Below are 23,888 nucleotides of genomic sequence, written 5' to 3'. Positions count from 1 at the left end.
TTTTCCGCACGTCAGAGAGGAAGACGCTGGCGAATGGTTACAAAGCTGAAACCAACCCGTCCGATGAGCATGCGGGCGTGCTCATCAGAGCACATCACCTCTTCCGGTGAGCTTGAGCGATTCCACGACGCCCTTCACGCGCTGCGCATGCTCGACGGTGGTGACCAGCAGCGCGTCGGGTGTGTCGACCACCACGATGTCGCGCACGCCGACGAGGCTGATCACCCGCGAGGTCTGGCTGACCAGGATGCCGCTGGCGGCGTCCGAGAGCACGCGGGCGTTCTTACCCAGCACGGCCAGGTCGTTCTTGCGCCCGTGCGTGATGAGCTTGGTCAGCGAGGCGAAGTCGCCCACGTCGTCCCAGTCGAAGTGACCGGGAATCACGGCCAGGCGTCCTCGCTCGGCCGCCGGCTCCGCCACCGCATAGTCGATGGCGATCTTCTTCAGACGCGGCCAGATGCGGTCGACGGCCGGGCCCCGAAGAGCCCTGTCGTCCCAGGCTTCGGCGAGTTCGAGCAATCCGGCGTGGAGTTCGGGCTCGCTGCTGGCGAGCTCGTCGAGCAGCACGCTCGCCCTGGCGATGAACATCCCCGCGTTCCACAGGTAGCTGCGGTCGGCGAGATATTCCTTCGCGGTATCGAGGTCGGGCTTCTCCACGAAGCGCTCCACCAGTGCCGCCTCGGGCGCACCGGTCACCACGAGTTCCCCCGCCTTCTTGATGTAGCCGAAGCCCACCGACGGCTCGGTCGGCGGAATGCCGATGGTGCAGATGTACCCGGCGCGCGCGACCTCCACGGCCTGCTTCACGGCCCATTCGAACACCTGGGTTCCGCGGATGACGTGGTCGGCACTGAACGAGCCGACGATGACGTCGGGGTCGCGGCGGTGCAGGATGGCCGCGGCCAGCCCGATGGCGGCCGCGGACTCGCGCGGCTCGGACTCCAGGAACACGTTGAGATCGGGGATGCCGGGAAGCTCTCCCTCGACGGCCGCGCGATGCGCACGTCCGGTCACCACCGCGATCCGCTCGGCGCCCGCGAGCGGGAGCAGGCGATCCCACGTGTCGCGCAGGAGGGAGTGGCCGGAGCCCGTGAGGTCGTGCAGGAACTTCGGGGCGTCGGCGCGCGAGAGCGGCCACAGCCTGCTGCCGATGCCCCCCGCAGGGATCACCGCATAGAAGTCTTCGATCGGCTCGGTCATCGTGCCAGCGTATCTTCCCCGATACATCTTGACGTCGAGATACTTAGGCTCGCCTTCGTCGCTCCCACCCCGTCAGCGGGAATAGGATGGATCCCGATCGGGCGTGCCTGCACTTCGACGGGTTCACACTTGGACGAGCGCTGCACGCGACCGAGTCACATCGATCCAGGGAGGACGACCGTGTCCGCAGGCGCTCGCTTGGCACCGTCGATTTCGGAAACCACTTCCAAGACGCCCCGCGGCACCCTCTACCGGGGTCGCGAAGGCATGTGGTCGTGGGTGCTTCACCGCATCACCGGAGTCGCCATCTTCTTCTTCCTGTTGGTGCATGTGCTCGACACGGCGCTGATCAGGGTCTCCCCCGAGGCGTACGACGCCGTCATCGGCACCTACAAGAACCCCGTCATGGCGCTCGGTGAGGTCGTCCTCGTCGCCGGGATCGTGTTCCACGCCATGAACGGCCTCCGCATCATTGCGGTGGACTTCTGGTCGAAGGGAGCGCGGTACCAGCGCCAGCTGTTCTGGGGCGTCATCGCCGTCTGGGTCGTGCTCATGGCGGGCTTCGTGCCGCGCCACCTCATGCTCGCATTCGCCGGGTTCGGAGGAGGACACTGATGGCCACCGAGACCCTCGCCGCGCCCGTCCGGCGCCGCCGCGGATTCAACGTCGAGAAGTGGGGCTGGCTGTTCATGCGCATCTCCGGCGTCGTGCTGGTCGTGCTCATCTTCGGTCACCTGTTCGTGAACCTGATGCTCGGCGAGGGCATCCATGCTCTGGACTTCGCGTTCATCGCCGGAAAGTTCGCCACTCCGTTCTGGCAGTGGTGGGACGTCCTGATGCTGTGGCTCGCGCTCATCCACGGCGCCAACGGCATGCGAACCATCGTGAACGACTACGTCTTGGGCGAGAAAGCACGCAAGGCGCTTGTGTGGACCATCGGTCTCGCTGCTGCGCTGCTCATCGTGCTCGGCACGCTCGTCGTCTTCACGTTCGACCCCTGCCTCGGTGTCACCGAATCGAGCACGCTGTGGGACACCTGCCAGGCGCAGAGCTAGAGAAGAAGGCAAATCAGAAGTGACTACTGAGACCCAGGATTCCGTCGTCCGCGACGGCATCCACTACCACCAGTTCGACATCGTCATCGTCGGCGCCGGCGGCGCAGGCATGCGTGCGGCGATCGAGGCGGGACCGGGTGCGCGGACCGCGGTGATCTCCAAGCTCTACCCGACGCGCTCTCACACGGGAGCAGCTCAAGGCGGCATGGCGGCGGCCCTCGCGAACGTCGAGGAGGACTCCTGGGAGTGGCACACCTTCGACACCGTCAAGGGCGGCGACTACCTCGTCGACCAGGACGCGGCGGAGATCCTCGCCAAGGAGGCCATCGACGCGGTCATCGACCTGGAGAACATGGGCCTGCCCTTCAACCGCACCCCCGAGGGAAAGATCGACCAGCGCCGGTTCGGCGGCCACACCGCCGAGCACGGCAAGTCGCCCGTGCGTCGCGCCTGCTACGCCGCCGACCGCACCGGCCACATGATCCTGCAGACGCTGTTCCAGAACTGCGTCAAGCTCGGCATCAACTTCTTCAACGAGTTCTACGTGCTCGATCTGCTGACGGTGAAGGATGCCGAGGGCAACAACCTGACCGCCGGCGTCGTCGCCTACGATCTGTCCACGGGCGAGCTCCACGTCTTCCACTCGAAGGCCGTGATCTTCGCCACCGGCGGCTTCGGCAAGATCTTCAAGACCACCTCGAACGCCCACACCCTCACGGGCGACGGCGTCGGAATCGTGTGGCGAAAGGGCCTCCCCCTCGAGGACCTCGAGTTCTTCCAGTTCCATCCGACGGGCCTCGCCGGACTCGGCATCCTGCTCACCGAAGGTGCTCGCGGTGAGGGTGCGATCCTGCGCAACGCGTCCGGCGAGCGCTTCATGGAGCGCTACGCCCCGACCATCAAGGACCTCGCGCCGCGTGACATCGTGGCTCGCTGCATGGTGCAGGAGGTCGCAGAGGGCCGCGGCGCCGGACCCCACAAGGACTACGTGCTGCTCGACTGCACGCACCTCGGTGCGGAGGTGCTCGAGACGAAGCTCCCCGACATCACCGAGTTCGCCCGCACCTACCTCGGGGTGGACCCGGTCGTCGAGCCGGTGCCGGTGATGCCCACGGCCCACTATGCGATGGGCGGAATCCCCACCAACAACAACGCCGAGGTGCTCGCCGACAACACGACCGTCGTGCCGGGGCTCTACGCCGCCGGTGAGTGCGCGTGCGTGTCGGTTCACGGCGCCAACCGTCTCGGCACCAACTCGCTCCTGGACATCAACGTCTTCGGCAAGCGGGCAGGCCGCCAGGCGGTGGAGTACGTCAAGACCGCGGAGTTCGTGCCGCTGCCGGAGAATCCGGCCGGCTTCGTGCGCGACATGCTCGAGGGCCTGCGCAACAATCAGGGCACCGAGCGCATCGCGGTGCTGCGCAAGACCCTGCAGGACGAGATGGACAAGGGCGCGCAGGTGTTCCGCACTCACGAGTCGCTGGAGCACGTGCTCGGGGTCATCGCGGAGCTGCGCGAGCGCTACCGCAACGTCCACGTCGACGACAAGGGTCAGCGGTTCAACACCGATCTGCTCGAGGCCGTCGAGCTCGGCTTCCTCCTCGACATCGCAGAGGTCGTCGTCTACGCCGCACAGAACCGCCAGGAGAGCCGGGGCGGCCACATGCGCGACGACTTCCCCCAGCGCGACGACGAGAACTACATGAAGCACACCATGGCGTACCTGACGGGCGACCCCCATTCGTCGACGCCGAGCGATCACATCAAGCTGGACTGGAAGCCCGTCGTGTTCACCAAGAATGAACAGGGCGAGTTCAACTACCCGCCACTGGAGAGGAAGTACTGAGCATGTCCAACGCAGTCGCAGAGGCACCCGCAGCGGGCTCCGACGTGGTGCAGTCCTTCATCGTCACCTTCAACATCCGCCGCTTCGACCCCGAGGTCGACGCGGAACCGCACTGGGTCGACTACGACGTGGAGCTCTACTCGACCGATCGCGTGCTCGACGCGCTGCACAAGATCAAGTGGGAGGTCGACGGCTCGCTGAGCTTCCGCCGTTCCTGCGCGCACGGCATCTGCGGCTCTGACGCCATGCGCATCAACGGACGCAATCGCCTCGCCTGCAAGACCCTCATCAAGGATCTCGACATCTCGAAGCCGATCTACGTCGAGGCGATCAAGGGTCTGCCGCTCGAGAAGGATCTCATCGTCGACATGGAGCCGTTCTTCGCCTCCTACCGCGAGGTCCAGCCCTTCCTGGTGGCCAACTCCACTCCCGACAAGGGCAAGGAGCGGGTGCAGTCGATCGCGGACCGCGAGATCTTCGATGACACCACCAAGTGCATCCTGTGCGCCGCCTGCACCTCGTCCTGCCCGGTGTTCTGGACCGACGGGCAGTACTTCGGGCCGGCCGCCATCGTGAACGCGCACCGCTTCATCTTCGACTCGCGCGATGACAACGCCGCCGTCCGCCTGGACATCCTCAACGACAAGGAAGGCGTGTGGCGCTGCCGCACCACCTTCAACTGCTCCGAGGCATGCCCCCGCGGCATCGAGGTCACCAAGGCGATCGCCGAGGTCAAGCAGGCGGTCCTGCGCGGCGGACGCTGAGCACCGGAGCACCCGGTGTCGCGTCTGAAGGCGCAGGCCGCCGTCGCCAGGGAGCGCACGCTGGCCGCCTTCCCGGTGCGCGTGTGGCGGCACTTCCTCCGGCAGAACGGCTTCCTGCTCTCGGCGGGGATGAGCTATCAGGGGCTGTTCGCGCTGTTCGGGCTGCTGTACATGGCCTTCGCGGGCGTGGGCATCTGGCTGGGCGGCAGTGACCGCGCCGTCCAGGCACTGATCGACGGCGCGAACGCCTACATCCCGGGTCTCATCAGCAAGAACGGCGTGGCCTCCCCGGCCGAGGTCGAGTCCATCGCCGAGTCCACGTCCGGGGTCCTCAGCGTGACCGGCGCGATCGCCGCCGGCGTCGTCATCTGGTCTGCGACCACTGCCGTGACCTTCACACGCCGCGCCATCCGTGACATCTTCGGGCTTCCGTTCGATGCGAGGAACTTCCTGCTGCTGAAGTTCTGGGATCTGATCGCCGCGACAGCCTTCGGACTCTCGCTCCTCATCGGCTCGGCCCTCAGTCTGCTCGGCGTCTGGACCGTCGCGCGCGTGGTGGAGTCCTTCGGCGGTGATCCGACCCGACCCCTGTACGAGATCGGGTTGCGCGCATTCTCGGTCCTCGTCGCGATGTTCCTGGATGCCGCCGTGCTGGCCCTGCTCGTGCGCTATCTCACCGGCACGGAGTTGCCCTGGCACCGGATCATCCCGGGATCACTCGTCGGCGGTGGCGCGATCGTGGTGCTGCAGCTGGGCGCGGGTCTTCTGCTCTCGCATACACCGACGAACCCGCTGCTGGCGACCTTCGCCGTCGTCGTGTCGATGCTCATCTGGTGCCGGGCCGTGTCGATCGTCGTCCTCATCGCGGCATCCTGGATCTCGGTCGGGGCCGGCGACCATGACCAGCCCCTCCAGGCGAAGGCGGAGAGCATCACGCACGAGGCAGAGGTGCAGGCACTCGTCATCGCCGCCCGAGTGCGCGTCCGTCACGCGCAGGAAGCGCTCGACGAATCGCCATGGTGGCTCACTCCGATCACGGCGCGGCGACTGCGACGTGCGCGCCGCGATTGGCGAAAAGCGGTCAGTGACGCGAAGTCCGAGGGGCTTCCCGTCGTCGAGGCCCCATCGGAAGAGGTTTCCCGCGACGGTTGAACCCGACGTCGTACCCTCCCCCTAGGCTTGGATCATGCCTCATCTGCGCGTCGCCTCTGTCAACGTCAACGGGATCAGGGCGGCCGTCCGCAACGGCCTGCACAACTGGCTCGACACCGCGGATGTCGACATCCTCACGCTGCAGGAGGTTCGCGGGCAGGACGAGCACCTCGAAGCCGCTTTCCCCGGCTGGTCGATCGCCCATGACGAGGCGACGGCCAAAGGGCGTGCCGGCGTCGCCATCGTCAGCCGCACGCCCGCGCTCGCCACTCGCACCGACTTCGGTGATGAGGACTTCGACTCCCGCGGGCGATGGATCGAGGGCGACTTCCTGCTGGGGGATCGCCCGGTGACGGTCGTCAGCGCCTACGTGCACTCCGGCGAGGCAGACACTGCGCGACAGGAGGAGAAGTGGCGTTTCCTCGATGCCTTCGGCCCGCGTCTGGCTTCTCTCGCCGCCGATGACGCACTCGCCGTGGTGACGGGCGACCTCAACGTCGGTCATCGCGAACTCGACATCAAGAACTGGCGCGGCAACGTCAAGAAGGCCGGCTTCCTGCCGCGCGAGCGCGCGTACTTCGATCGTTTTCTCGGTGAGGCGGGGACCGAGGTCACGGCTGTGGACGGCTCGGTCGGCACCGGTCTCGGCTGGGTCGACGTCGGCCGCCGTTTCCACGGCGAGGTGGAAGGGCCGTACACCTGGTGGTCCGCCCGCGGAAAGGCGTTCGACAACGACAGCGGGTGGCGCATCGACTACCACCTGGCGTCTCCCGCTCTGGCCGAGCGCGTGACGGCGTATCACGTCGCACGGGCAGCGGCCTACGACCAGCGGTGGAGTGACCACGCCCCCGTCGTCGTGGACTACTCCTACTAGCTCACGCCGTCGGCAGAGCCCGAACGAGCGTCGCGGCGGCACCCCGGATTCGCCACCGCCGGCGCCCCCATAGGATTGATGGCGTGATCAGACCTCGCCTCTATTCCGGAATGCAGCCCTCCGCCGACTCCCTTCAGATCGGCAACTACATCGGCGCACTTCTGCAGTGGCGTGATCTGCAGACGTCATACGACGCCTACTTCTCCGTCGTCGATCTGCACGCGCTCACCGTCGCGCAGGATCCGGCAGAGCTCCGGGAGAAGACACGACGGACCGCTGCGCAGTACATCGCCGCGGGGATCGAGCCGTCGCAGTCCACGCTGTACGTGCAGTCCCACGTCCGTGCCCATGCAGAACTCGCGTGGATCCTCAGCACCATCACGGGATTCGGCGAGGCCGGCCGGATGACGCAGTTCAAGGACAAGTCCGCCCGCTACGGGCAAGATGCGACGAGCGTCGGGCTCTTCACCTACCCGGTGCTGATGGCGGCCGACATCCTGCTGTACCAGACCGACGTGGTGCCTGTCGGAGACGATCAGAAACAGCACGTCGAACTGACCCGCGACCTCGCCGAACGCTTCAACTCCCGATTCGGAACCACGTTCACGGTGCCCGAGCCGGTGATCCAGAAGGACACCGCTCGCATCTACGATCTGCAGAACCCCACGTCGAAGATGTCGAAGTCTGCTGAGAGCGACGCCGGAGTGCTCTGGATGCTCGATGACCCCGCCAAGTCCGCGAAGAAGATCATGCGCGCGGTCACCGACAACGAGGGTTCGGTGCGCTTCGACCGGGAGACCAAGCCGGGCGTCTCGAACCTGCTCACGATCTACGCCGCGCTCACAGGACGGCAGGTCGCCTCGATCGAGGACGAGTACGCGGGTCGCGGCTACGGCGATTTCAAGAAGGGTCTCGCCGAGGTCGTCATCGCAGAATTCGGCCCGGTACGCGACCGGGCGCTCGAGCTGCTCGACGATCCGGCGGAGCTCGACCGAATTCTCGCTGCCAACGCGGCGCGCGCGGATGCCGTCGCCGATGCCACCCTTCGCGACGTGTACGACCGCGTCGGTCTGCTCCGGCGCGTCTGAGCGCCACCCTAGGATGAGATCGTGACCGACCCGCAGCTGCCCCCGCCGATGGCTCCTGCCCCCGTCCCACCGACCCCGCAGGGCCCGGTCCCGACTTTCCCGCAGCAGGGGCTTTTCCCGCCGCAGGCTCCCCCGCCCGGCGCGTATCAGGTCCCGGTGGGCGGCTACGCGTTCCCCGACGGTGCCTACCGGGTTCAAGTGACCGAGCCGAGACCTCCGCTCGTCGGCATCCTCGCTCTGATCCTCGCGCTCGCGGCTGCCGTCCTCACGCCCGTGGTCGGCGGTCTCACCGCGTACGAGATCGGGCGCCGCATCCCGGCGGCCCTGACGTATGTGAGCGACGTGGACTCGCTGGGCTTCCTCTCCCCTGCGCGCGACCAGGTGCTGTGGGCCGAGGTCTCGTTCTGGGTGGGCACACTGCTCGGGGTGGCCGCCATCATCCTCGGCATCGTCGCGATCCGGCAACGCCAGGGGCGCGGCCAGGGAATCGCCGCGTTGGTCGTCGCGGTCATCGCACCGATGATCTTCTTCGTGGTGCTGGGAATCGCCCTGAGTGCGGGAGCCGCGACAGGATTCGCCGGCTCCACGGTGTGACCGGCGGCGGCGCTCAGCGCGGGGCGTGATGCTTCTGCTGGGCCGCGAGCAGCCCCTCGGCCACGAGGAGCTCGACGGCATCCGCCGCGTCCGAGACGAGGACGGGCAGGTTCTCCCGCTCGTCTTTGCCGAAGGGTGACAGGACCCAGTCGGCAGGATCCTGGCGTCCAGGAGGCCGCCCGATACCGACGCGCACGCGCGGGAAATCCGCGGTTCCGATCGCCCTGGCGACATCTCGGACGCCGTTGTGCCCGCCGTGTCCGCCGCCCGTCTTGAGTTTGACGGTGTCGAACGGGATGTCGAGCTCGTCGTGCACGACGACGACCCGTTCCGGCGGCACCGAGTAGAACCGGGCGAGGGCCGCGACCGGCGTGCCCGAGACGTTCATGAACGAGTTCGGCTTGGCCAGCACCAGCTTGTCAGCGCCCGGTCGCAGCCAGGTCTCCACCACGCGCGCTCCGCTCTTGTGCTCACGGAACACCTCACGTCGACGTTCGGCCAATTCGTCGACCACGAACTGGCCGACGTTGTGCCGGGTTGCGGCATATCGCGGGCCGGGATTGCCGAGTCCCACCACGAGCCAGGTGGATGCCATGACGCGGTCCTTTCACACTCGAGCCGGTGACGCTCGGTCATACTATGGCAGCCCGGCCGGGGGCCAGCGGGAACGACAGAGGGGACGCGATCTCGATCGCGTCCCCTCTGTTCCGATGCGATGCGAGGTTACTCGGCGTCGGTCTGGGCCGCGTCGTCGGCCGCTGCGTCGTCCTCGTCGGTCTCGGCGGCTGCCGGAACCGAGATCGCGACGACGAGCACCTCGGGGTCGGAGAGCAGCGTCGACCCCTTGGGCAGGGCGACGTCGGCGGCGGTGATGTGCGCGCCCTCCTCGAGGCCCTCGACGGACACCTCGAGGTTCTGCGGGATGTGGGTGGCCTCCGCCTCGATCGACAGCGTGGTCGCGTCGAGGTTCACGATCGTGCCCGGGGCCGACTCGCCGACGACGGTCACGGGAATGTCGATCGCGACCTTCTCACCCTTCTTCACCACGAGCAGGTCGATGTGCTCGATGATCTGGTGCACCGGATCGCGCTGCACGTCCTTGACGAGGGTCAGCTGGTCGCCCTTGCCGTCGATCTCGAGTTCGAGGACGGCGTTCGCACGACGGATGATGAGCGAGACCTGGTGGCCCGGGAGGGCGACGTGCACGGGCTCGGTGCCGTGGCCGTAGATGACGGCGGGGATCTTGCCGGCGGCGCGCAGGCGGCGGGCGAAGCCCTTGCCGAAGTTCTCGCGAAGCTCGGCGTGGACCTTGGTGTCTTCAGACATGGGAATTCTCCTTCGGGGCACGCAGCGAACGAGCCGCGCGGTGGTCTTGGAATTGTGGGCTCGAACGCGAACGCGTGAGGAAAGCCACCGGGCTTGCTTCGCCGCGTCGATCACGGACGTTCGCGCACACGCGGAAGCGTCCCTCGCCGAGGTACTCCTCAATGGTACCGGATGACCCGGTAGGCTGAGAACACCGGCATCCACCACGCAGATCACGGAGTCCCCATGCTCGACGGCGCCTTCCTCTCGCACGTACTCGCCTGGCTCATCGGCGCCATGACCGTGTGCGTGGCCGGCCTGACATTCGCGGCGCTGTTCTCGATGAGCCGGACCGGCTACCGCAAGGACTGAGAGAGTTCGACTCAGTAGAACTCGACGGTGTCGACGACTGCTCGCAGCGGCTCCCCGTCGAGCAGCCGTGTGGCGTTCTCCGCGAACCGCCGCGCGATCCGCTCCTCCTCCTTCGAGCTGAGGGCCGCCGTGTGGGGACTCACGAGCACGTTCGGGTGAGACCACAGGGCGGATGCCGGATCCAGCGGCTCCCGCTCGAAGACGTCGAGCGCGGCGAAGCCGATCCGTCCGTCCTCGAGCGCAGCCAGCAGCGCCCGCTCATCGATGACGGTGCCACGTCCGACGTTCACCAGTGTGGTGCCCTCTGCCACGGCGCCCAGTACGGCGTCGCCGATGAGGTGGTGCGTCTGCTCGGTGCCGGGCAGCGTCACCACGATCGCGTCGACGTGCCCCGCGGCGTCGGTGAGCTGGTCGAGCGCGACGAGGCGGTCGACGGCGTCGACCGGGTCGCCGGTGCGCGTCGTACCCCAGACTCGGGCGCCGAGTGCCTTCAGCCGCCATGCGCACTCGCCACCGATGCCGCCGAGCCCCACCACCAGCACGGTCATGTCGTCGACCTGGCGCATCTCCCAGCGGTCCGGCCAGTTCCGGTCGCGCTGGTCAGCGGCCAGGCGCGGCAGCCCTTTCGCGCCGGCGAGTACACCGAACACGGCGAACTCGGCGAGGGGACCGCCGTGGACGCCGGCGCTCGTGGTGAAGACGACTCGATCCAGAACCGCACGCTCCAGACCCGCCTCCTTCACCTGGCTGCCGCCGCCGGCCGCCGTGGTCATGACCCAGCGGAGTGCGGGGTTGGCCGCAGTGGTTCGCGCGAGTGCCGCGGCGTCGACATCGGGGATGCCGAACAGCGCGTCCGCGGAGTCGATCATCGCCTCGAACGCCGCCTGCTGCTCATCGGTGCGCACGTATGCAGGATCCCCCGTCCAGTCCGCGGGGCCCCGCATCGGCGGCGTGAGGGTATGGTCGCGGACGAGTTCGATCCGCGGCTCGAGCTCCTCGATCAGCCGGCAGTGCGCCTCGGACAGCGGCACCGCCACGACGGCCCGCAGTCTCTTATCGTTCTCGGCCATCCGCGGCTCCTCCCGACGATCATCGACGCCACCACGCTACCCGCCGCGCACCTGTCATACGTGCGCGCCGACCCCGCCCGCAGCGATACGCTGAAACCACCCCTTCTTCACGATCGAGGAGCCTTCTGTGCCCGAAGCATCAGCGAACATCGGAGTCGTCGGACTCGCCGTCATGGGATCGAATCTCGCCCGCAACCTCGCCAGTCGCGAGGGCAACACCGTGGCGATCTTCAACCGCAGCCATGAGAAGACGCAGACGCTTCTCGACGAGCACCCCGAGGCCGAGTTCATCGGAACGAGCACGTACCGCGAGTTCGCTGACAGCCTGCAGAAGCCGCGCACCGCGATCATCATGGTCAAGGCAGGTGGCGCCACCGACGCCGTGATCGATTCACTCGTCGAGGTGTTCGAGCCGGGCGACATCATCGTCGACGGCGGGAACTCCTACTTCCCCGACACCATCCGCCGCGAGAAGGCGGTCCGCGAGACCGGCATCAACTTCGTCGGAGCCGGCATCTCGGGCGGCGAGGAGGGCGCGCTGCTCGGCCCGTCGATCATGCCGGGCGGATCCGACGCGTCGTGGGTCACCCTCGGGCCCATCCTGAAGTCCATCGCCGCCGTCGCCGAGGGCGAGCCCTGCGTGACGCACGTCGGCCACGATGGCGCCGGTCACTTCGTCAAGATGGTGCACAACGGCATCGAGTATGCCGACATGCAGCTCATCGCCGAGGCCTATGACCTCATCCGCCGCGGCACCGGCAAGTCTCCCGCCGAGATCGCCGAGATCTTCGCCGAGTGGAACAAAGGCGAACTGGAGTCGTATCTGATCGAGATCACCGCCGAAGTCCTTCGGCAGGTGGATGCCGAAACCGGCAGGCCCCTCGTCGACGTCATCCTCGACCAGGCCGGCGCCAAGGGAACGGGCGCGTGGACCGTGCAGACGGCACTCTCGCTGGGCGTGCCGGTCTCCGGCATCGCCGAGGCGACCTTCGCGCGTTCTCTCTCCTCGCACCCCGAGCAGCGCGCGGCCGCCGCTTCTCTCCCCGGGCCCGACGAGGAGTTCTCGGTCGAGGACACCGAGGCGTTCATCGAGGATGTCCGCCTCGCGCTCTACGCGTCGAAGATCGTCGCCTACTCGCAGGGGTTCGACGAGATCCGCGCAGGAGCCGCCGAGTACGGGTGGACGATCGACCTCGGCGCGATCTCCAAGATCTGGCGCGGCGGCTGCATCATCCGCGCACAGTTCCTCAACCGCATCGCCGATGCCTACGCGGCAGCGCCCGAATTGCCGGTGCTGTTGACCGCTCCGTACTTCACCGAGGCGATCACGCGCGCCCAGGGCGCATGGCGCCGCGTGGTGGTGACCGCGGCCGAGGCGGGGATCCCCGCTCCGGCGTTCTCGTCGTCGCTGTCGTACTACGACGGAATCCGCGCCGACCGCCTGCCGGCCGCACTCGTGCAGGGCCAGCGCGACTTCTTCGGGGCGCACACCTACAAGCGCATCGACAAGGAAGGCACCTTCCACACGCAGTGGTCGGGCGACCGCACCGAGATCGAGGCAGAGGACACGCACTGACCCTTCACTGACGCGTCGGAGGGCCGGGTGCAGTCGCCACCCGGCCCTCTCGCGTCATGCGGCGCTCACGCGACGATGTTGTGGTTGCGGCGGAAGACGTTCTGCGGGTCCCACTGCGCCTTCACTGCGCGCAGCCGGGCGTATCCGGCCGCCGCGAACATGCCCGGAACCGCCTCCGGCCTCTCGGAATCGGCGAAGTTGCCGTACTCCGCCAGCCGTCCGCTCTCGATGAGCTGCCAGTCGGCACGGATCGCGGCTCGCGCCGCGTCGTCGACCAGTCCCGGGATGTCGAAGGCGCCGGCCATGACGAACCAGCTCGCCGACCGCGCGGGGAACGCCGTCGCATCCTGCGCGACGTCGCCGAACGCACCGCCCAGCGAGCGCAGGAAGATGATCGAGGCGGGATAGGCCGCGCGGAACGCGACCAGCCGGTCGATGAGCTCATCCTTCACCTCGGCGAACAGGCCGTTGCCGCCGATGAATCCAGGGGGGCCGGCGGGCGCCTCCGCCTCGGGCGCCGGCATCTCCATGAGGATGTCGCGATAGCGCGGCGTGCTGATCTTCTCCGTGACGGCATCCAGCGCTGCGACAGGCGCCATCACCGCGCGCAGCTGCTCGGGGTCGCTGCCCGCCCATACGGCGTTCAGACTCGCACCGGCCGGTGCGCTGGGATCCATCGCAGGCACGTCCATGAACGTCACCGTCAACTCTCGGGGTGCGTCTCGCAGGACGTCGCGCGCGACCCGCAGCACCGCGCCCGCATCGCCGCTGACGGCGTACTCGCCGAACACGATGCCGGGCAGCCGATGTGCCTCGAAGTCGAAGCGGGTGACGATGCCGAAGTTGCCGCCGCCGCCGCGCAACGCCCAGAACAACTCCGGGTGCGCGTTCTCGGAGGTCTCGACGACGTCGCCGGACGCGGTGACGATCTGCGCACCGACCAGCTGATCCACTGCAAGGCCCCAGGCGCGCACCATCCAGCCGATTCCGCCGCCGAGCGTCAAGCCTCCGACCCCGACGGACGCGGTGTCGCCCGAGCTGATGGCGAGTCCGTGCTGTGCGAGGGCTGCGGCGACGGCGCCCCAGGTGGCTCCGCCGCCGACGCTCACGCGCGTGCCGTCGACACGGATGTCGGTGAGTTCACCGAGTTCGATCCGCAGCCCCGGGGCGTCGGGATCGTGGGACCAGGGTCCGTGCCCGCCGGACACGACGGTGAGGGGGAGGGATTCCTGCTGTGCACGCCGCACGAGGGAGGAAACCTCGTCGACGGAGGTGGGGCGAGATGACATTGATGTCTCGGTCATGCAAGCAAACATAGCCACGATCGGCGACATCGGCTCCGGTGCCTCATGGAACCCGGGACGACCGCCATGGATCTCACCACTCGGCGACCGACCCGTCGGCGTGCCGCCAGATCGGGTTCTCCCACCTCGTCCAGTGGGATGACGCATCCCGCACGGCGTGCTCATCGACCTCGATGCCGAGGCCGGGACCGGTGAGGCGTTCGAAACCGCCCTCGACGAACTTCAGCGGTGCGGTGTCGACGACGTAGTCGAGCACCTCCGCACCCTCGTTGTAGTGGATGCCGATCGACTGCTCCTGGATCAGGTAGTTCGGCGTCGCGAATCCCACCTGCAGGCACGCGGCGAGCGCGATCGGCCCCAGCGGGCAGTGCGGCGCGATCACGGCGTCGAAGGTGTCCGCCAGCGCAGCGATCCGCCGCACCTCGGAGATGCCCCCGGCATGCGACAGATCGGGCTGAGCGATGGCGACTCCCGCCTGCAGCACCGGCAGGAACTCCTGCCGGCTGTAGAGCCTCTCGCCTGTCGCGATGGGGATCGTGGTGGCATCCACCATGCGCCCGATCACATGGGAGTTCTCCGGCACGACCGGCTCCTCGATGAAGAACGGGTGCAGCGGCGCGAGCAGCGGCGCCAGCCGACGAGCAGTGGCGAGTGTGAACCGCCCATGCAGGTCGACGGCGACGTCACGGTGAGGACCGAGGACCGCCCGGGCGCTGGCGACGCGCGCGACGACGGCGTCGAGCTCCGCCACCGATCCGTTTCGATTCATCTTTCCCGACGCGTTCATCTTGACCGCGGTGAGGCCGGCCTCCAGCTGGGCCGAGATATGGTCTGCCACCTCGGCCGGGTCGTCACCACCCACCCAGCCGTAAGCGCGTATGCGGTCGCGCACCGGCCCTCCGAGCAGGTCGTGCACGGGAACGCCGAGATGCTTGCCCTTGAGATCCCACAGCGCCTGGTCGACGCCTGCGACCGCGCTCGCGAGCACGGCGCCACCGCGGTAGAACTGGCCCTTCGTGAGCACCTGCCAGTGATCCTCGATCCTCCCCGGGTCCTTGCCGACGAGATAAGTCGCGAACTGTTCCACGGCAGCGAGCACGACGTCCGCGTAGCCCTCGAGCGATGCCTCGCCCCACCCGACGACGCCATCGTGGGTCTCGATGCGCACGAAGAGCCAGCGCGGCGCCACCGGGAAGGCCTCGACTCGCGCGATCGCGTCGATCATGACACCGCTCCTGATCGCTCGCGCAGGTCCGCCGCCACTTCGTCGATGATCTCGGCCGGTGACTGGTCGATGCTCACTCGGATTCCCCGTTCGTCCTCGCCGAGCGGTTCCAGCGTGTCGAACTGGGACCGAAGCAGCGACGGCGGCATGTATTCGTGGGTGCGGGCGGCGATTCGCCGCGCCACGAGTTCGATGGGCCCCCACGGTTCGACGACATACAGCTCGGGCGCGTGCCCACGGAGCACGTCGCGATAGCGCCGCTTGAGCGCCGAGCAGGCGACGACCACGCCGCTCGCATGATGGCGGGCCAGAGTTCCCCCCACCGCGTGCAGCCAGGGTTCGCGGTCGGCGTCCTGCAGAGGTCTGCCCGCCGCCATCAGTTCGATGTTCCGCGGCGGATGCAGCTCATCCCCTTCCACGTACGGCACGGCGAGGCGCTCCGCGAGCAGGCGTCCGATGGTCGACTTGCCTACTCCCTGCACGCCCATGACGACGATCGAGGCGGTCCCCTCCTGCGGCATCCTCAGCCTTTCGTGGCGCCGGCGGTCAGGCCGGTGACGATGTAGCGCTGGGTGAACAGCGCGATCAGCATGATGGGGGTGGTGACGACGACGGATGCCGCCATCAGGGCTCCCCAGTCGATCGATGCGTATCCGATGAAGTCGAAGATCGCGACCGGCAGCGTCTTGGTGGCGTTGCCGGAGAGCACGAGGGCGAACATGAAGTTGTTCCACGAGAAGATGAACGACAGGATCGTCGCGGTGGCGATTCCCGGTACCGACAGCGGCAGCGCGATCTTGAAGAACGCTCCGATCGCGGTGAGTCCGTCGACCTGCGCGGACTCCTCGAGCTCGAGAGGCAGCTGATCGAAGAAGGACATCATGATGTACAGGATCAGCGGCAGCGACACGAACATGTGCGCGAGGATGAGTGGCGCGTAGCCACCGGTCATCTTGAGCTGCGCGAAGATGAAGTACCACGGCACCAGCAGGCTGACGCCCGGGATGATGCGGGCGAGGAGCACGACCATCGCCGACTTGTTCATCACGAAGCGGCTCATCGCATAGGCGGCCGGGACGGCGATCACGAGCGACAGTGCCGTCGCCATGAAGGCGACGAAGAACGAGTTCCAGATGTAGACGAGGTAGTTGCCACGGCGCGGATCGAAGACCGTGCCGTAGTTCTCCAGTGTCGGGTCGAAGATGAACGCCTTCGTCGGATCGTAGATCTGGACGTTGAGTTTGAAGCTGGCCAGCACCATCCAGACGATCGGTCCGAGGAATGCCAGCACGATGAGTGCGAGTCCGACGAAGCGGCCCACCGTGCCGATGCGGACTCTGCGGCGGCGTGGGGCGGGCTGGCGCTGTGCGACGTCGGCGCGAGCATCCGTCATGACGGTCATGATTCCTTGGCCTTTCTCTGCATCTGCAGCACCCAGATCACGCCGAGGATGAGCAGGAAGAACAGGATCAGCACCGCAGATGCCAGCCCGTACTCGTTGTAGTCGAAGCTCAGCCCGTAGGCGTAGACGTTCAGCGTCTCCACGTCGTGGAAGGCGCCGCCGCCCTTGCCCTTGGTCGCGTAGAGGATGTCGAAGGTTTTCAGCGCATCGATGCCGCGCAGCAGCACGGCCGCGATGATCACCGGACGCATCAGCGGCACGGTGATGAACCAGAAGCGCTGCCAGGCGTTCGCGCCGTCGACCTTCGCCGCCTCCTGGGGCTCCTCGGAGAGTCCGGTCAGCCCGGCGAGCAGGATGATCGCCACCATCGGCGTCCACTGCCAGATGTCGACGAACGTCAGCGTGGCCAGCGACGTCGACGGGTCCGCGAGCCACGGCTGCGGAGGAATGCCCACCCACCCGAGCATCTCGTTGATGAACCCGATGTTGGGCTCGAAGAGCAGCCGCCACATCATGCCCACCGCGACCGGGGTCGCCACCAGCGGCAGCAGGATGATCGTCCGCACCAGCCCCTGACCGCGGAACGGCTTCCACAGCAGCAGCGCGATGATCATGCCGAGGATCAGTTCGAAGGTGAGCGCTCCACCCGTGAACGCGAACGTCCGCCAGACCGCCGGCCAGAAACGCTCGGTGTCGGTGAGCACCTCGGCATAGTTGGACAGTCCGTTGAAGTCGAATTCCCGGCGCACCGAACGCTTGGCATCGGTGAAGCTGAGGAACAGGGTCCAGCCCAGCGGCACGGCCAGCAACAGCGCGGTGAAGACGATCGAGGGTCCAGCGAACAGCCACTTGCGGTGCCGGTTGGCCCAGCGGCTGAAGCGTTCCCCCGCCCCGACGCTGCCGGGGCTCTGAAGTGCAGTCATGAGTGCTTCCGTGAGGATGGTCGTCGCCGCGCCGACCTGCGGCCGACGCGGCGACGAGGGCGGGAGGTTACTCGGCGTCCTCGACGAGGAACTCGTCGAAGGCGGTGTGGGCGGACTCGACGGCCTCGTCCACGTCTGCGCCGGCGATGGCGGCGACGATCGGTTCTCCGACGATCTCGCGCGCCTCGGCGACCTGGAACACGAGCGGGCGATCCTCGCCGACGCCGTTCTCACCGTTGATCTTGATGGCCTCCACGAGCTCTTCGGGGTACTCCGCCGTCGCCTCGGGGTCGTCCCACACCGAGGTGCGTGCGCCCATGACGCCGAGCTTCGACATCTCCAGCGTGATCTCCTTCGACGTCGCCCACTGGATGAACTGCCATGCGGCGGACTGGTTCTCGGTCGATTCGTTCACCGCGAGAGCCCAGGCGGCCACGTTGTACGGCTTGGACCCGTCCTCGCCCTCCGGGAACGGCGCGAAGCCGACCTGCTCAGACACCGTCGACTGCGACGGATCCGTCATGTTCTTGTAGAGGCTGTCGGCATCCGCGATGAACGCCGCCTGCCCCTGCTGGAAGACGGCGAACGCCTCGGGCCAGCTCATCTCGGGATTGATCGTCGCGTCGGTGTGGTTGCGGATCAGATCGCCGTAGTACTTGTAGGCGGAGCGGGCCTCGTCGCTGTCGATCGCCGAGGTGCCGTCCTCGTTCATCCACTTGCCGCCCGAGCTGAACAGGAACGCGCTGAACTGCGTCACCGCAGCCGACTTGCCTGTCCGGCCGATGTACCCGGCGACCTCCGGGTGCAGTGCGTGGATGGCGGCGGCCGCCGCGTCGAGTTCCTCCAGCGTGGTGGGCACCTCGAGCCCCGCCTCGGCGAGGAGATCCTTGCGGTAGTAGAGAACCGTGCGCTCGGTGATGATCGGAACGCCGACGATCTCGTCTTCATAGGTCGTCAGCGATGCCGGGCCCTCTTGGAAGTCCGACCAGTCCCAGTCCTCATCCGCCTCGGCCTGCTCGGTGAGGTCGGAAAGATAGCCGTTGCTGGCGAACAGCTTGTTCTCCTGCAGCGGGCGGTACATCAGGACGTCGATCTCATCGGTGCCGGCGTTGAGCTTGACGTTGTACTGATCCGAGAGCTGATCCTCGGCGAGCTGCGAGATCTCGACCGTGGCGCCGGTCTCCTCCTCGAACTCGGGGATCAGTTCCTTGATCGTCTCCGTCCAGACGTGGTTCGCGAGCGTGACGCGAATCGTCGTCCCTTCGATGTCGGCGCTCTCGTCGATCTCCGGCTCCGAGCTGCAACTGACCAGCGACGCCGCGATGACGGCGGTCGATGCCGCCGCGACGAAGCGGGCGGTCTTGGATCCGTACTTCACTGTGACTCCATCCTGGACGGCGCGCCTTCGCGTCGAGCCCCTGGTTCAGATGTCTCGTTACATCTGCTCAGTGGCCAAGATAACGCCCACAAGTCATACTTATCAAGTGGAGGAGCCGAAAAGATAAGCTCAGGCCATGTACATCACACCGGAGGTCGCCACCGAAGTCTCGATCGCGGCGCCGGTCACCGGCGACCTGCGCAACCTCGTGCTCGACACCCTCGGCCGCGAGATCTGCAGCGGGGCGATCGGGCCGGAGACCACCTTCACGACCGAGTCGATCGAATCGAGGTTCGGCGTCTCCCGCCCCGTCGTCCGGGAGGCGCTGCGCGCGCTCGAGGCACTGGGCCTGGTCACGCCGAAGCGGCGCATCGGCGTGCGGGTGCTGCCGCTCACCCAGTGGAACGTCTACGATCTGCAGGTCATCCGCTGGCGACTGGCCGGTCCGAGCCGGGTGGCGCAGCTGCGCTCGCTCACCGAACTGCGCGGCGCCATCGAGCCCGCCGCTGCCCGGCTGGCTGCGATCCGCGCACCACTGAATCAGGCGAGCGAGCTCGTCGGACTCGCCGGACGGCTCTGGGCCGCCGGCCGCGCAGGAGACGCCCCGAGCTTCCTCCGCCTCGACAAGGAGTTCCACAGCCTCATCCTCACGATGAGCGGCAACGAGATGTTCGCCCAGCTTCATCATCTCGTCGGCGAAGTCCTCACCGGGCGGACGCAGTACGAGCTCATGCCTCGCTTCCCCGCCCCCGAGGCTCTCCAGATGCACGTCGACATCGCCACCGCCATCCAGACGGGGAACGCCGAGAAGGCCGCGAGCTCGATGGTCGCGATCATGGATCGCACCCTCGCCGAGATGAGCTCGATCTGGGATCGAGAGCTCGACGAGTCGGAGTGACCGCAAGTCCGCTCTTCGCCGCCCACCTCACAGCGGAGGCATAGCGGTCTCCATAGGAACTCCATAGATGATTCCTCAGAATGGAGTCATGACACAGCCTGACCTTCACCGCGCCGACGGATCCCCGCTTCGCATCCTCGCTGTGGACGACGAGCAGATGCTCACGGATCTGCTCGCGATGGCGCTGCGGATGGAGGGCTGGGAGGTTCGGACCGCCTCATCGGGCCTCGAGGCGCTCCAGGTCGCTCGCGAGTTCGAGCCCGATGCCCTCGTGCTCGACATCATGATGCCCGACCTCGACGGGATGTCGGTGCTGAAGCGGCTGCGGGAATCCGGCAACCTCGTGCCGGTGCTCTTCCTCACCGCGAAGGATGCCGTCGGTGACCGAGTTGCCGGCCTCACCGCCGGCGGTGACGACTACGTCACCAAGCCGTTCAGCCTGGAGGAGGTCATCGCGCGCCTGCGAGCGATCATCCGTCGCACCGGACACGCGACGGCCGACGAGGGTCAATCGATTCTGCGGGTCGCGGACCTCACCCTCAACGAGGACAGCCATGAGGTGATCCGCGACGGCGTCGAGATCGACCTGACCGCCACCGAGTTCGAACTGCTGCGCTACCTGATGCGCAACGAGCGCCGAGTGCTGTCGAAGGCGCAGATCCTGGATCGGGTGTGGAGCTATGACTTCGGCGGCAAGTCATCCGTCGTCGAGTTGTACATCTCCTATCTCCGCAAGAAGATCGACGCGGGCCGCACGCCGCTGCTGCACACCGTCCGAGGCGTAGGATACATGATCAAGGCACCGCAGTGAACTCGTCGGGGATGACCCGACGGCCGATGAGCCTGCAGACACGGCTGATGACCGCCGTGATCGGGTTCGTCTCGCTCATCCTCGTCATCGTGGCCGTCATCACGAGTGCGACGCTCGGGCAGTCGCTCGAGGAACGCCTCGACGCCCAGGTGCGCTCCTTTGCTTCACGAACGACCGCATTCGTGCAGGACTGGGCATTCTTCGGCACAGAGCCCGGGTCGGAGATCACGGTGCAGAACTTCCTCGCGGCCACCCCGCTGCGCGGACCCGATTTCCTCCTGGCGATCTCCAGTCCCGGTGGTGGAATCAGCGGCGCGGTGGTCACTGCGAAGGGTGACACGGACCTCTCCGCCGCCCAGCTCGACGAGCTGAGGGATGCCGTACACGAGTCCGCCAACGCGTCGGTGTCGATCTCGGACCTCGGTTCGTTCCGTCTGGCGGTGACGAAGACCGCCGGCGGAATCGTCGTGGTCACGGGCCTTCCCCGCGGCGAGATCCTGGCGACGATGACCCAGCTGTTCACCGTCATCGCCCTCGCGACTCTCGGCGGCCTCATCCTCCTCGCCCTCACCACCGCGATCACCATCCGGGTGGGGCTTCGGCCGCTCCGCGCGGTGGCGAACACCGCAACGCGCGTCGCCAACCAGCCGCTGGATCGCGGAGAGGTCTCGATCACCGAGCGGGTACCCGCATCAGAAGCAGACCCGAGGACCGAGACGGGTCTGGTCGGCGCCTCACTGAACAAGCTCCTCGATCACGTGAACACGTCGCTGGCATCCCGGCAGAAGAACGAGGAGCGGATGCGACGATTCGTCGCCGACGCCAGCCACGAACTCCGCACCCCCCTGGCATCGATCCGCGGCTACTCCGAGCTGTCACTGCGAGACAGCACCTTGCCCGACACCGCCCACACGGCGCTGGAGCGCATTCAGGCGCAGTCTCTGCGCATGACCCGGCTCGTGGAGGATCTGCTGTTGCTGGCCCGTCTCGACGAGGGGCAGGAGCTCGTCTACGGCTCGGTCGATCTCACGCAGCTGGCTCTGGAGGAGCTCGCGGACGCGCGCCCCACGGCGCCTGAGCACCACTGGAGCGTCGACGTGCCGGATGAGCCCGTGGTCATCGTCGGCGACGCCGGGCGCATGCATCAGGTGGTCGCGAATCTGCTCGCCAACGCCCGCACACACACCCCACCGGGCACGCAGATCACCCTCAGCGTCGCGCAAGAGGACGAGCATGCGGTGCTGACCGTGCGCGACAACGGCCCCGGCATCGACGAGGGCGTGCGCGAGGAGCTCTTCGCACGGTTCGCCCGCGGCGACAGCTCGAGAGCCCGGCAGACCGGCGGGACCGGGCTCGGACTCGCCATCGCGAAGGCGATCGTCGAGGGGCACGGCGGCTTCATCTCGGTGACGAGTGAACCGGGAGACACCGCCTTCACGGTACGGATCCCGCTCCGGAGCCCCGCTCAGTAGCCCCGCTCAGTAGCCGGCGAAGGCGTCGGTGGTGATGCTGCGGGCCTTCTGCAGCGCGGGCGCCAGGTCGGCGATGAGCCGCGGCGGGCCCGAGATGTAGGCGTGACGCTCGGCGATGTCGGGTACCACCTGCTCGAGCCCCCGTGCATCCAGTCGCACGCCCTCCGCCCACGACCAGTGCGCGGGCAGATCGCCCGGCCGATCCCTGGTGAACACGATCACTCTGGCGCCGGTCGCTGCCAGCTCCTCACGGAACGCGAGCTCGGCCGCGGTGGCCGCCACGTACACGAGCACGACATCCCGGCTCTGGCCCGACAGCTGCAACTGGCGCAGCTGTGAGACGAATGGGGTGACGCCGATGCCGGCCGCCACCATCAGGACCGGCGATTCCGAACGGGGAAGGATGAAGTCGCCCCAGGTTCCGGTGACGGCCAGCGTCGCTCCCGGCTCCGCCGCGGCGAGTGCGCGCTTGTAGCTGGACGGATGCTTCTGGTCACCCCCCTTGTATGCGATGCGCAGCGTCGGCAGGTCACCCGGCGCCGACACGATGCTGAACTCGCGGCGCGTACCCCGCGCGTCGGGGCGGCGGTGCGGCACGTCGAGCTCGAGGTACTGGCCGGGCACGAAGCGCAGCCGGCCCTTCGCTCGGAAGGTGAGCTGCTGCGCGGTCGGGGTGATGAGCTCGCGCTTCACGAGGGTTAGGCGTACCGACCCTCGTACGGCGAACGCGAAGGCGAGCAGGTTGCCGATCAGCAGCGCCCGCTCCTGCCCCAGTGTGAAGAGCCCGGCGACCGGGATCGGCCAGCCTGCCAGGACGCCGACGAGGACGGCGACCGAGAACTGCTGCCAGCGCCGGGGCGGCATCGTCAGCGGCTCCGACAGCATGAAGGCCCCGAGGAACAGGAACGGGGACTGCAGGAGCGCGAGCTCGAACGCCGCGATGAGATCGAACGCGATGTCGAACTGCTGTGCCTGAACGGCCTGGCGCAGGATCGCGGTGGCGACGGCGATGATGAGGAACACCACGATGATCCGCACCTTCTCGGTGCGCCAGAGCACGGCGAGTCCGAGCACGAGCACGGCGGCCGTGAGCGCCGGAGTTCCCACCCACCATGACGCCGAGGTCCCGAGCCACTCGAATGCGCCCAACGATCCGACGATCGTCACGACGGCGGCCCCGAAAGCCGCAGGGTTCAGGATGTGCCGGCCGCGCCAGGCGATCGCGTACTTCGAGATGCTGGCCACGGCGCCGGCGAGCGCGAGGCCGACGAGGGCAGCAGGATCCGCTCCCGGCTGCAGCACGAACAGGAGGATGAGGGCGGTGACCAGCGACGACTCGACGCGCCACGGCAGGCGCAGCAGCCGCTGCGCTGCGGCATCGACGAGGCAGATCACGACAGCCAGCACCACGAAGGACGCCGCGATCGCGAGTGGGTCCGGCGAGACGAGATCGAACAACGACAGCCCCAGTGCGATGACCGCCAGAGCGAGGAGGGCGAAGAGCACGAGCCGGTACATCGAGATGGCGCCGAGCAGCGCGAGGATCCGCTGGCGAAGGGCGGTGAGAGATGAGATCACG

The 23,888-nt window shown here is 67.4% G+C and carries 24 protein-coding genes; 13 read left to right on the top strand and 11 right to left on the bottom strand.

The genetic code is table 11. The annotated features are described in order from the left end of the window. Window positions 1-84: 84 nt before the first annotated feature. Window positions 85-1,200, bottom strand: coding sequence for a mannose-1-phosphate guanylyltransferase (locus RIN18_RS02885; protein ID WP_309102438.1), 1,116 nt, complete (start codon window positions 1,198-1,200; stop codon window positions 85-87). A gap of 180 nt (window positions 1,201-1,380) precedes the next feature. On the opposite strand from RIN18_RS02885, the gene sdhC reads away from it, so the two are divergent. The 8 genes from sdhC (at window position 1,381) to RIN18_RS02845 (ending at window position 8,573) form a co-directional block, all read left to right on the top strand. Next, a complete protein-coding gene (sdhC, locus tag RIN18_RS02880) occupies window positions 1,381-1,815 on the top strand; it encodes a succinate dehydrogenase, cytochrome b556 subunit (protein WP_309102437.1) in 435 nt (144 codons plus the stop codon). Continuing rightward, window positions 1,815-2,255 (top strand): succinate dehydrogenase hydrophobic membrane anchor subunit, encoded by a 441-nt coding sequence (locus RIN18_RS02875; protein WP_309102436.1) that lies wholly within the window; start codon window positions 1,815-1,817, stop codon window positions 2,253-2,255. Before sdhC ends, RIN18_RS02875 begins: the two co-directional genes overlap by 1 nt. A gap of 19 nt (window positions 2,256-2,274) precedes the next feature. Then, window positions 2,275-4,101: a succinate dehydrogenase flavoprotein subunit gene (gene sdhA / locus RIN18_RS02870; RefSeq protein ID WP_309102435.1), complete on the top strand. Its 1,827-nt coding sequence runs from the start codon at window positions 2,275-2,277 to the stop codon at window positions 4,099-4,101. Window positions 4,102-4,103: 2 nt separating this feature from the next. After that, window positions 4,104-4,865 carry a succinate dehydrogenase iron-sulfur subunit gene (locus RIN18_RS02865; protein WP_309102434.1) on the top strand — a complete coding sequence of 254 codons (762 nt, stop codon included), beginning with the start codon at window positions 4,104-4,106 and terminating at the stop codon, window positions 4,863-4,865. Between the two features lie 15 nt (window positions 4,866-4,880). Next, complete coding sequence (locus tag RIN18_RS02860; protein ID WP_309102433.1) at window positions 4,881-6,017, top strand: YihY/virulence factor BrkB family protein; 1,137 nt, start codon at window positions 4,881-4,883, stop codon at window positions 6,015-6,017. Window positions 6,018-6,051: 34 nt separating this feature from the next. After that, window positions 6,052-6,891, top strand: coding sequence for an exodeoxyribonuclease III (locus tag RIN18_RS02855; RefSeq protein ID WP_309102432.1), 840 nt, complete (start codon window positions 6,052-6,054; stop codon window positions 6,889-6,891). Between the two features lie 83 nt (window positions 6,892-6,974). Then, window positions 6,975-7,979 carry a tryptophan--tRNA ligase gene (trpS, locus tag RIN18_RS02850; RefSeq protein ID WP_309102431.1) on the top strand — a complete coding sequence of 335 codons (1,005 nt, stop codon included), beginning with the start codon at window positions 6,975-6,977 and terminating at the stop codon, window positions 7,977-7,979. A 21-nt stretch (window positions 7,980-8,000) separates the two neighbouring features. Continuing rightward, window positions 8,001-8,573, top strand: coding sequence for a hypothetical protein (locus tag RIN18_RS02845; RefSeq protein WP_309102430.1), 573 nt, complete (start codon window positions 8,001-8,003; stop codon window positions 8,571-8,573). A gap of 13 nt (window positions 8,574-8,586) precedes the next feature. On the opposite strand, the gene pth is transcribed toward RIN18_RS02845, so the two are convergent. Beyond that, complete coding sequence (gene pth / locus RIN18_RS02840; RefSeq protein ID WP_309102429.1) at window positions 8,587-9,168, bottom strand: aminoacyl-tRNA hydrolase; 582 nt, start codon at window positions 9,166-9,168, stop codon at window positions 8,587-8,589. A 128-nt stretch (window positions 9,169-9,296) separates the two neighbouring features. Beyond that, window positions 9,297-9,899, bottom strand: a complete 603-nt coding sequence (locus RIN18_RS02835; RefSeq protein WP_309102428.1) for a 50S ribosomal protein L25/general stress protein Ctc — start codon at window positions 9,897-9,899, stop codon at window positions 9,297-9,299. A 225-nt stretch (window positions 9,900-10,124) separates the two neighbouring features. On the opposite strand from RIN18_RS02835, the gene RIN18_RS02830 reads away from it, so the two are divergent. Continuing rightward, window positions 10,125-10,250 (top strand): hypothetical protein, encoded by a 126-nt coding sequence (locus tag RIN18_RS02830; protein ID WP_309102427.1) that lies wholly within the window; start codon window positions 10,125-10,127, stop codon window positions 10,248-10,250. Between the two features lie 11 nt (window positions 10,251-10,261). Here RIN18_RS02830 and RIN18_RS02825 read toward each other — a convergent pair whose 3' ends face one another. Continuing rightward, window positions 10,262-11,320, bottom strand: a complete 1,059-nt coding sequence (locus RIN18_RS02825) for a D-2-hydroxyacid dehydrogenase (RefSeq protein WP_309102426.1) — start codon at window positions 11,318-11,320, stop codon at window positions 10,262-10,264. 127 nt (window positions 11,321-11,447) lie between these two features. On the opposite strand from RIN18_RS02825, the gene gndA reads away from it, so the two are divergent. Next, a complete protein-coding gene (gndA, locus tag RIN18_RS02820) occupies window positions 11,448-12,896 on the top strand; it encodes an NADP-dependent phosphogluconate dehydrogenase (RefSeq protein ID WP_309102425.1) in 1,449 nt (482 codons plus the stop codon). A gap of 65 nt (window positions 12,897-12,961) precedes the next feature. On the opposite strand, the gene RIN18_RS02815 is transcribed toward gndA, so the two are convergent. The 6 genes from RIN18_RS02815 to RIN18_RS02790 form a co-directional block, all read right to left on the bottom strand. After that, the gene (locus RIN18_RS02815; protein WP_309102424.1) at window positions 12,962-14,200 is read right to left on the bottom strand and encodes an FAD-binding protein; all 1,239 of its coding nucleotides are present in this window, start codon (window positions 14,198-14,200) and stop codon (window positions 12,962-12,964) included. Between the two features lie 73 nt (window positions 14,201-14,273). Continuing rightward, window positions 14,274-15,425, bottom strand: a complete 1,152-nt coding sequence (gene dgoD / locus RIN18_RS02810; RefSeq protein WP_309102423.1) for a galactonate dehydratase — start codon at window positions 15,423-15,425, stop codon at window positions 14,274-14,276. Beyond that, entirely contained in the window at window positions 15,422-15,946 is a 525-nt protein-coding gene (locus tag RIN18_RS02805) for a gluconokinase (RefSeq protein ID WP_309102422.1), read from the bottom strand. The genes dgoD and RIN18_RS02805 overlap by 4 nt, the downstream gene beginning before the upstream one ends. A 2-nt stretch (window positions 15,947-15,948) precedes the next feature. After that, a complete protein-coding gene (locus RIN18_RS02800) occupies window positions 15,949-16,818 on the bottom strand; it encodes a carbohydrate ABC transporter permease (RefSeq protein WP_309102421.1) in 870 nt (289 codons plus the stop codon). A gap of 5 nt (window positions 16,819-16,823) precedes the next feature. After that, window positions 16,824-17,750: a sugar ABC transporter permease gene (locus RIN18_RS02795; RefSeq protein WP_309102420.1), complete on the bottom strand. Its 927-nt coding sequence runs from the start codon at window positions 17,748-17,750 to the stop codon at window positions 16,824-16,826. 67 nt (window positions 17,751-17,817) lie between these two features. Further along, window positions 17,818-19,128 (bottom strand): sugar ABC transporter substrate-binding protein, encoded by a 1,311-nt coding sequence (locus tag RIN18_RS02790; protein ID WP_309102419.1) that lies wholly within the window; start codon window positions 19,126-19,128, stop codon window positions 17,818-17,820. A 136-nt stretch (window positions 19,129-19,264) separates the two neighbouring features. Between RIN18_RS02790 and RIN18_RS02785 the strand changes: the two genes are divergently transcribed. The 3 genes from RIN18_RS02785 to RIN18_RS02775 all read left to right on the top strand — a co-directional run bounded on the left by RIN18_RS02785 (window position 19,265) and on the right by RIN18_RS02775 (window position 22,309). Then, window positions 19,265-20,026, top strand: a complete 762-nt coding sequence (locus RIN18_RS02785; protein ID WP_309102418.1) for an FCD domain-containing protein — start codon at window positions 19,265-19,267, stop codon at window positions 20,024-20,026. Window positions 20,027-20,114: 88 nt separating this feature from the next. Beyond that, the gene (locus RIN18_RS02780; protein ID WP_309102417.1) at window positions 20,115-20,837 is read left to right on the top strand and encodes a response regulator transcription factor; all 723 of its coding nucleotides are present in this window, start codon (window positions 20,115-20,117) and stop codon (window positions 20,835-20,837) included. 26 nt (window positions 20,838-20,863) lie between these two features. Next, a complete protein-coding gene (locus RIN18_RS02775; RefSeq protein WP_309102416.1) occupies window positions 20,864-22,309 on the top strand; it encodes an ATP-binding protein in 1,446 nt (481 codons plus the stop codon). A 6-nt stretch (window positions 22,310-22,315) separates the two neighbouring features. Here RIN18_RS02775 and RIN18_RS02770 read toward each other — a convergent pair whose 3' ends face one another. Beyond that, complete coding sequence (locus tag RIN18_RS02770; RefSeq protein ID WP_309102415.1) at window positions 22,316-23,887, bottom strand: flavodoxin reductase; 1,572 nt, start codon at window positions 23,885-23,887, stop codon at window positions 22,316-22,318. Window position 23,888: the final 1 nt, after the last annotated feature.

This window comes from Microbacterium sp. (assembly GCF_031179285.1).
GTDB lineage: Bacteria > Actinomycetota > Actinomycetes > Actinomycetales > Microbacteriaceae > Microbacterium.
The sequence above is the reverse complement of the archived record's forward strand: the minus strand, read 5'-3'. Positions and strand labels throughout refer to the sequence as shown.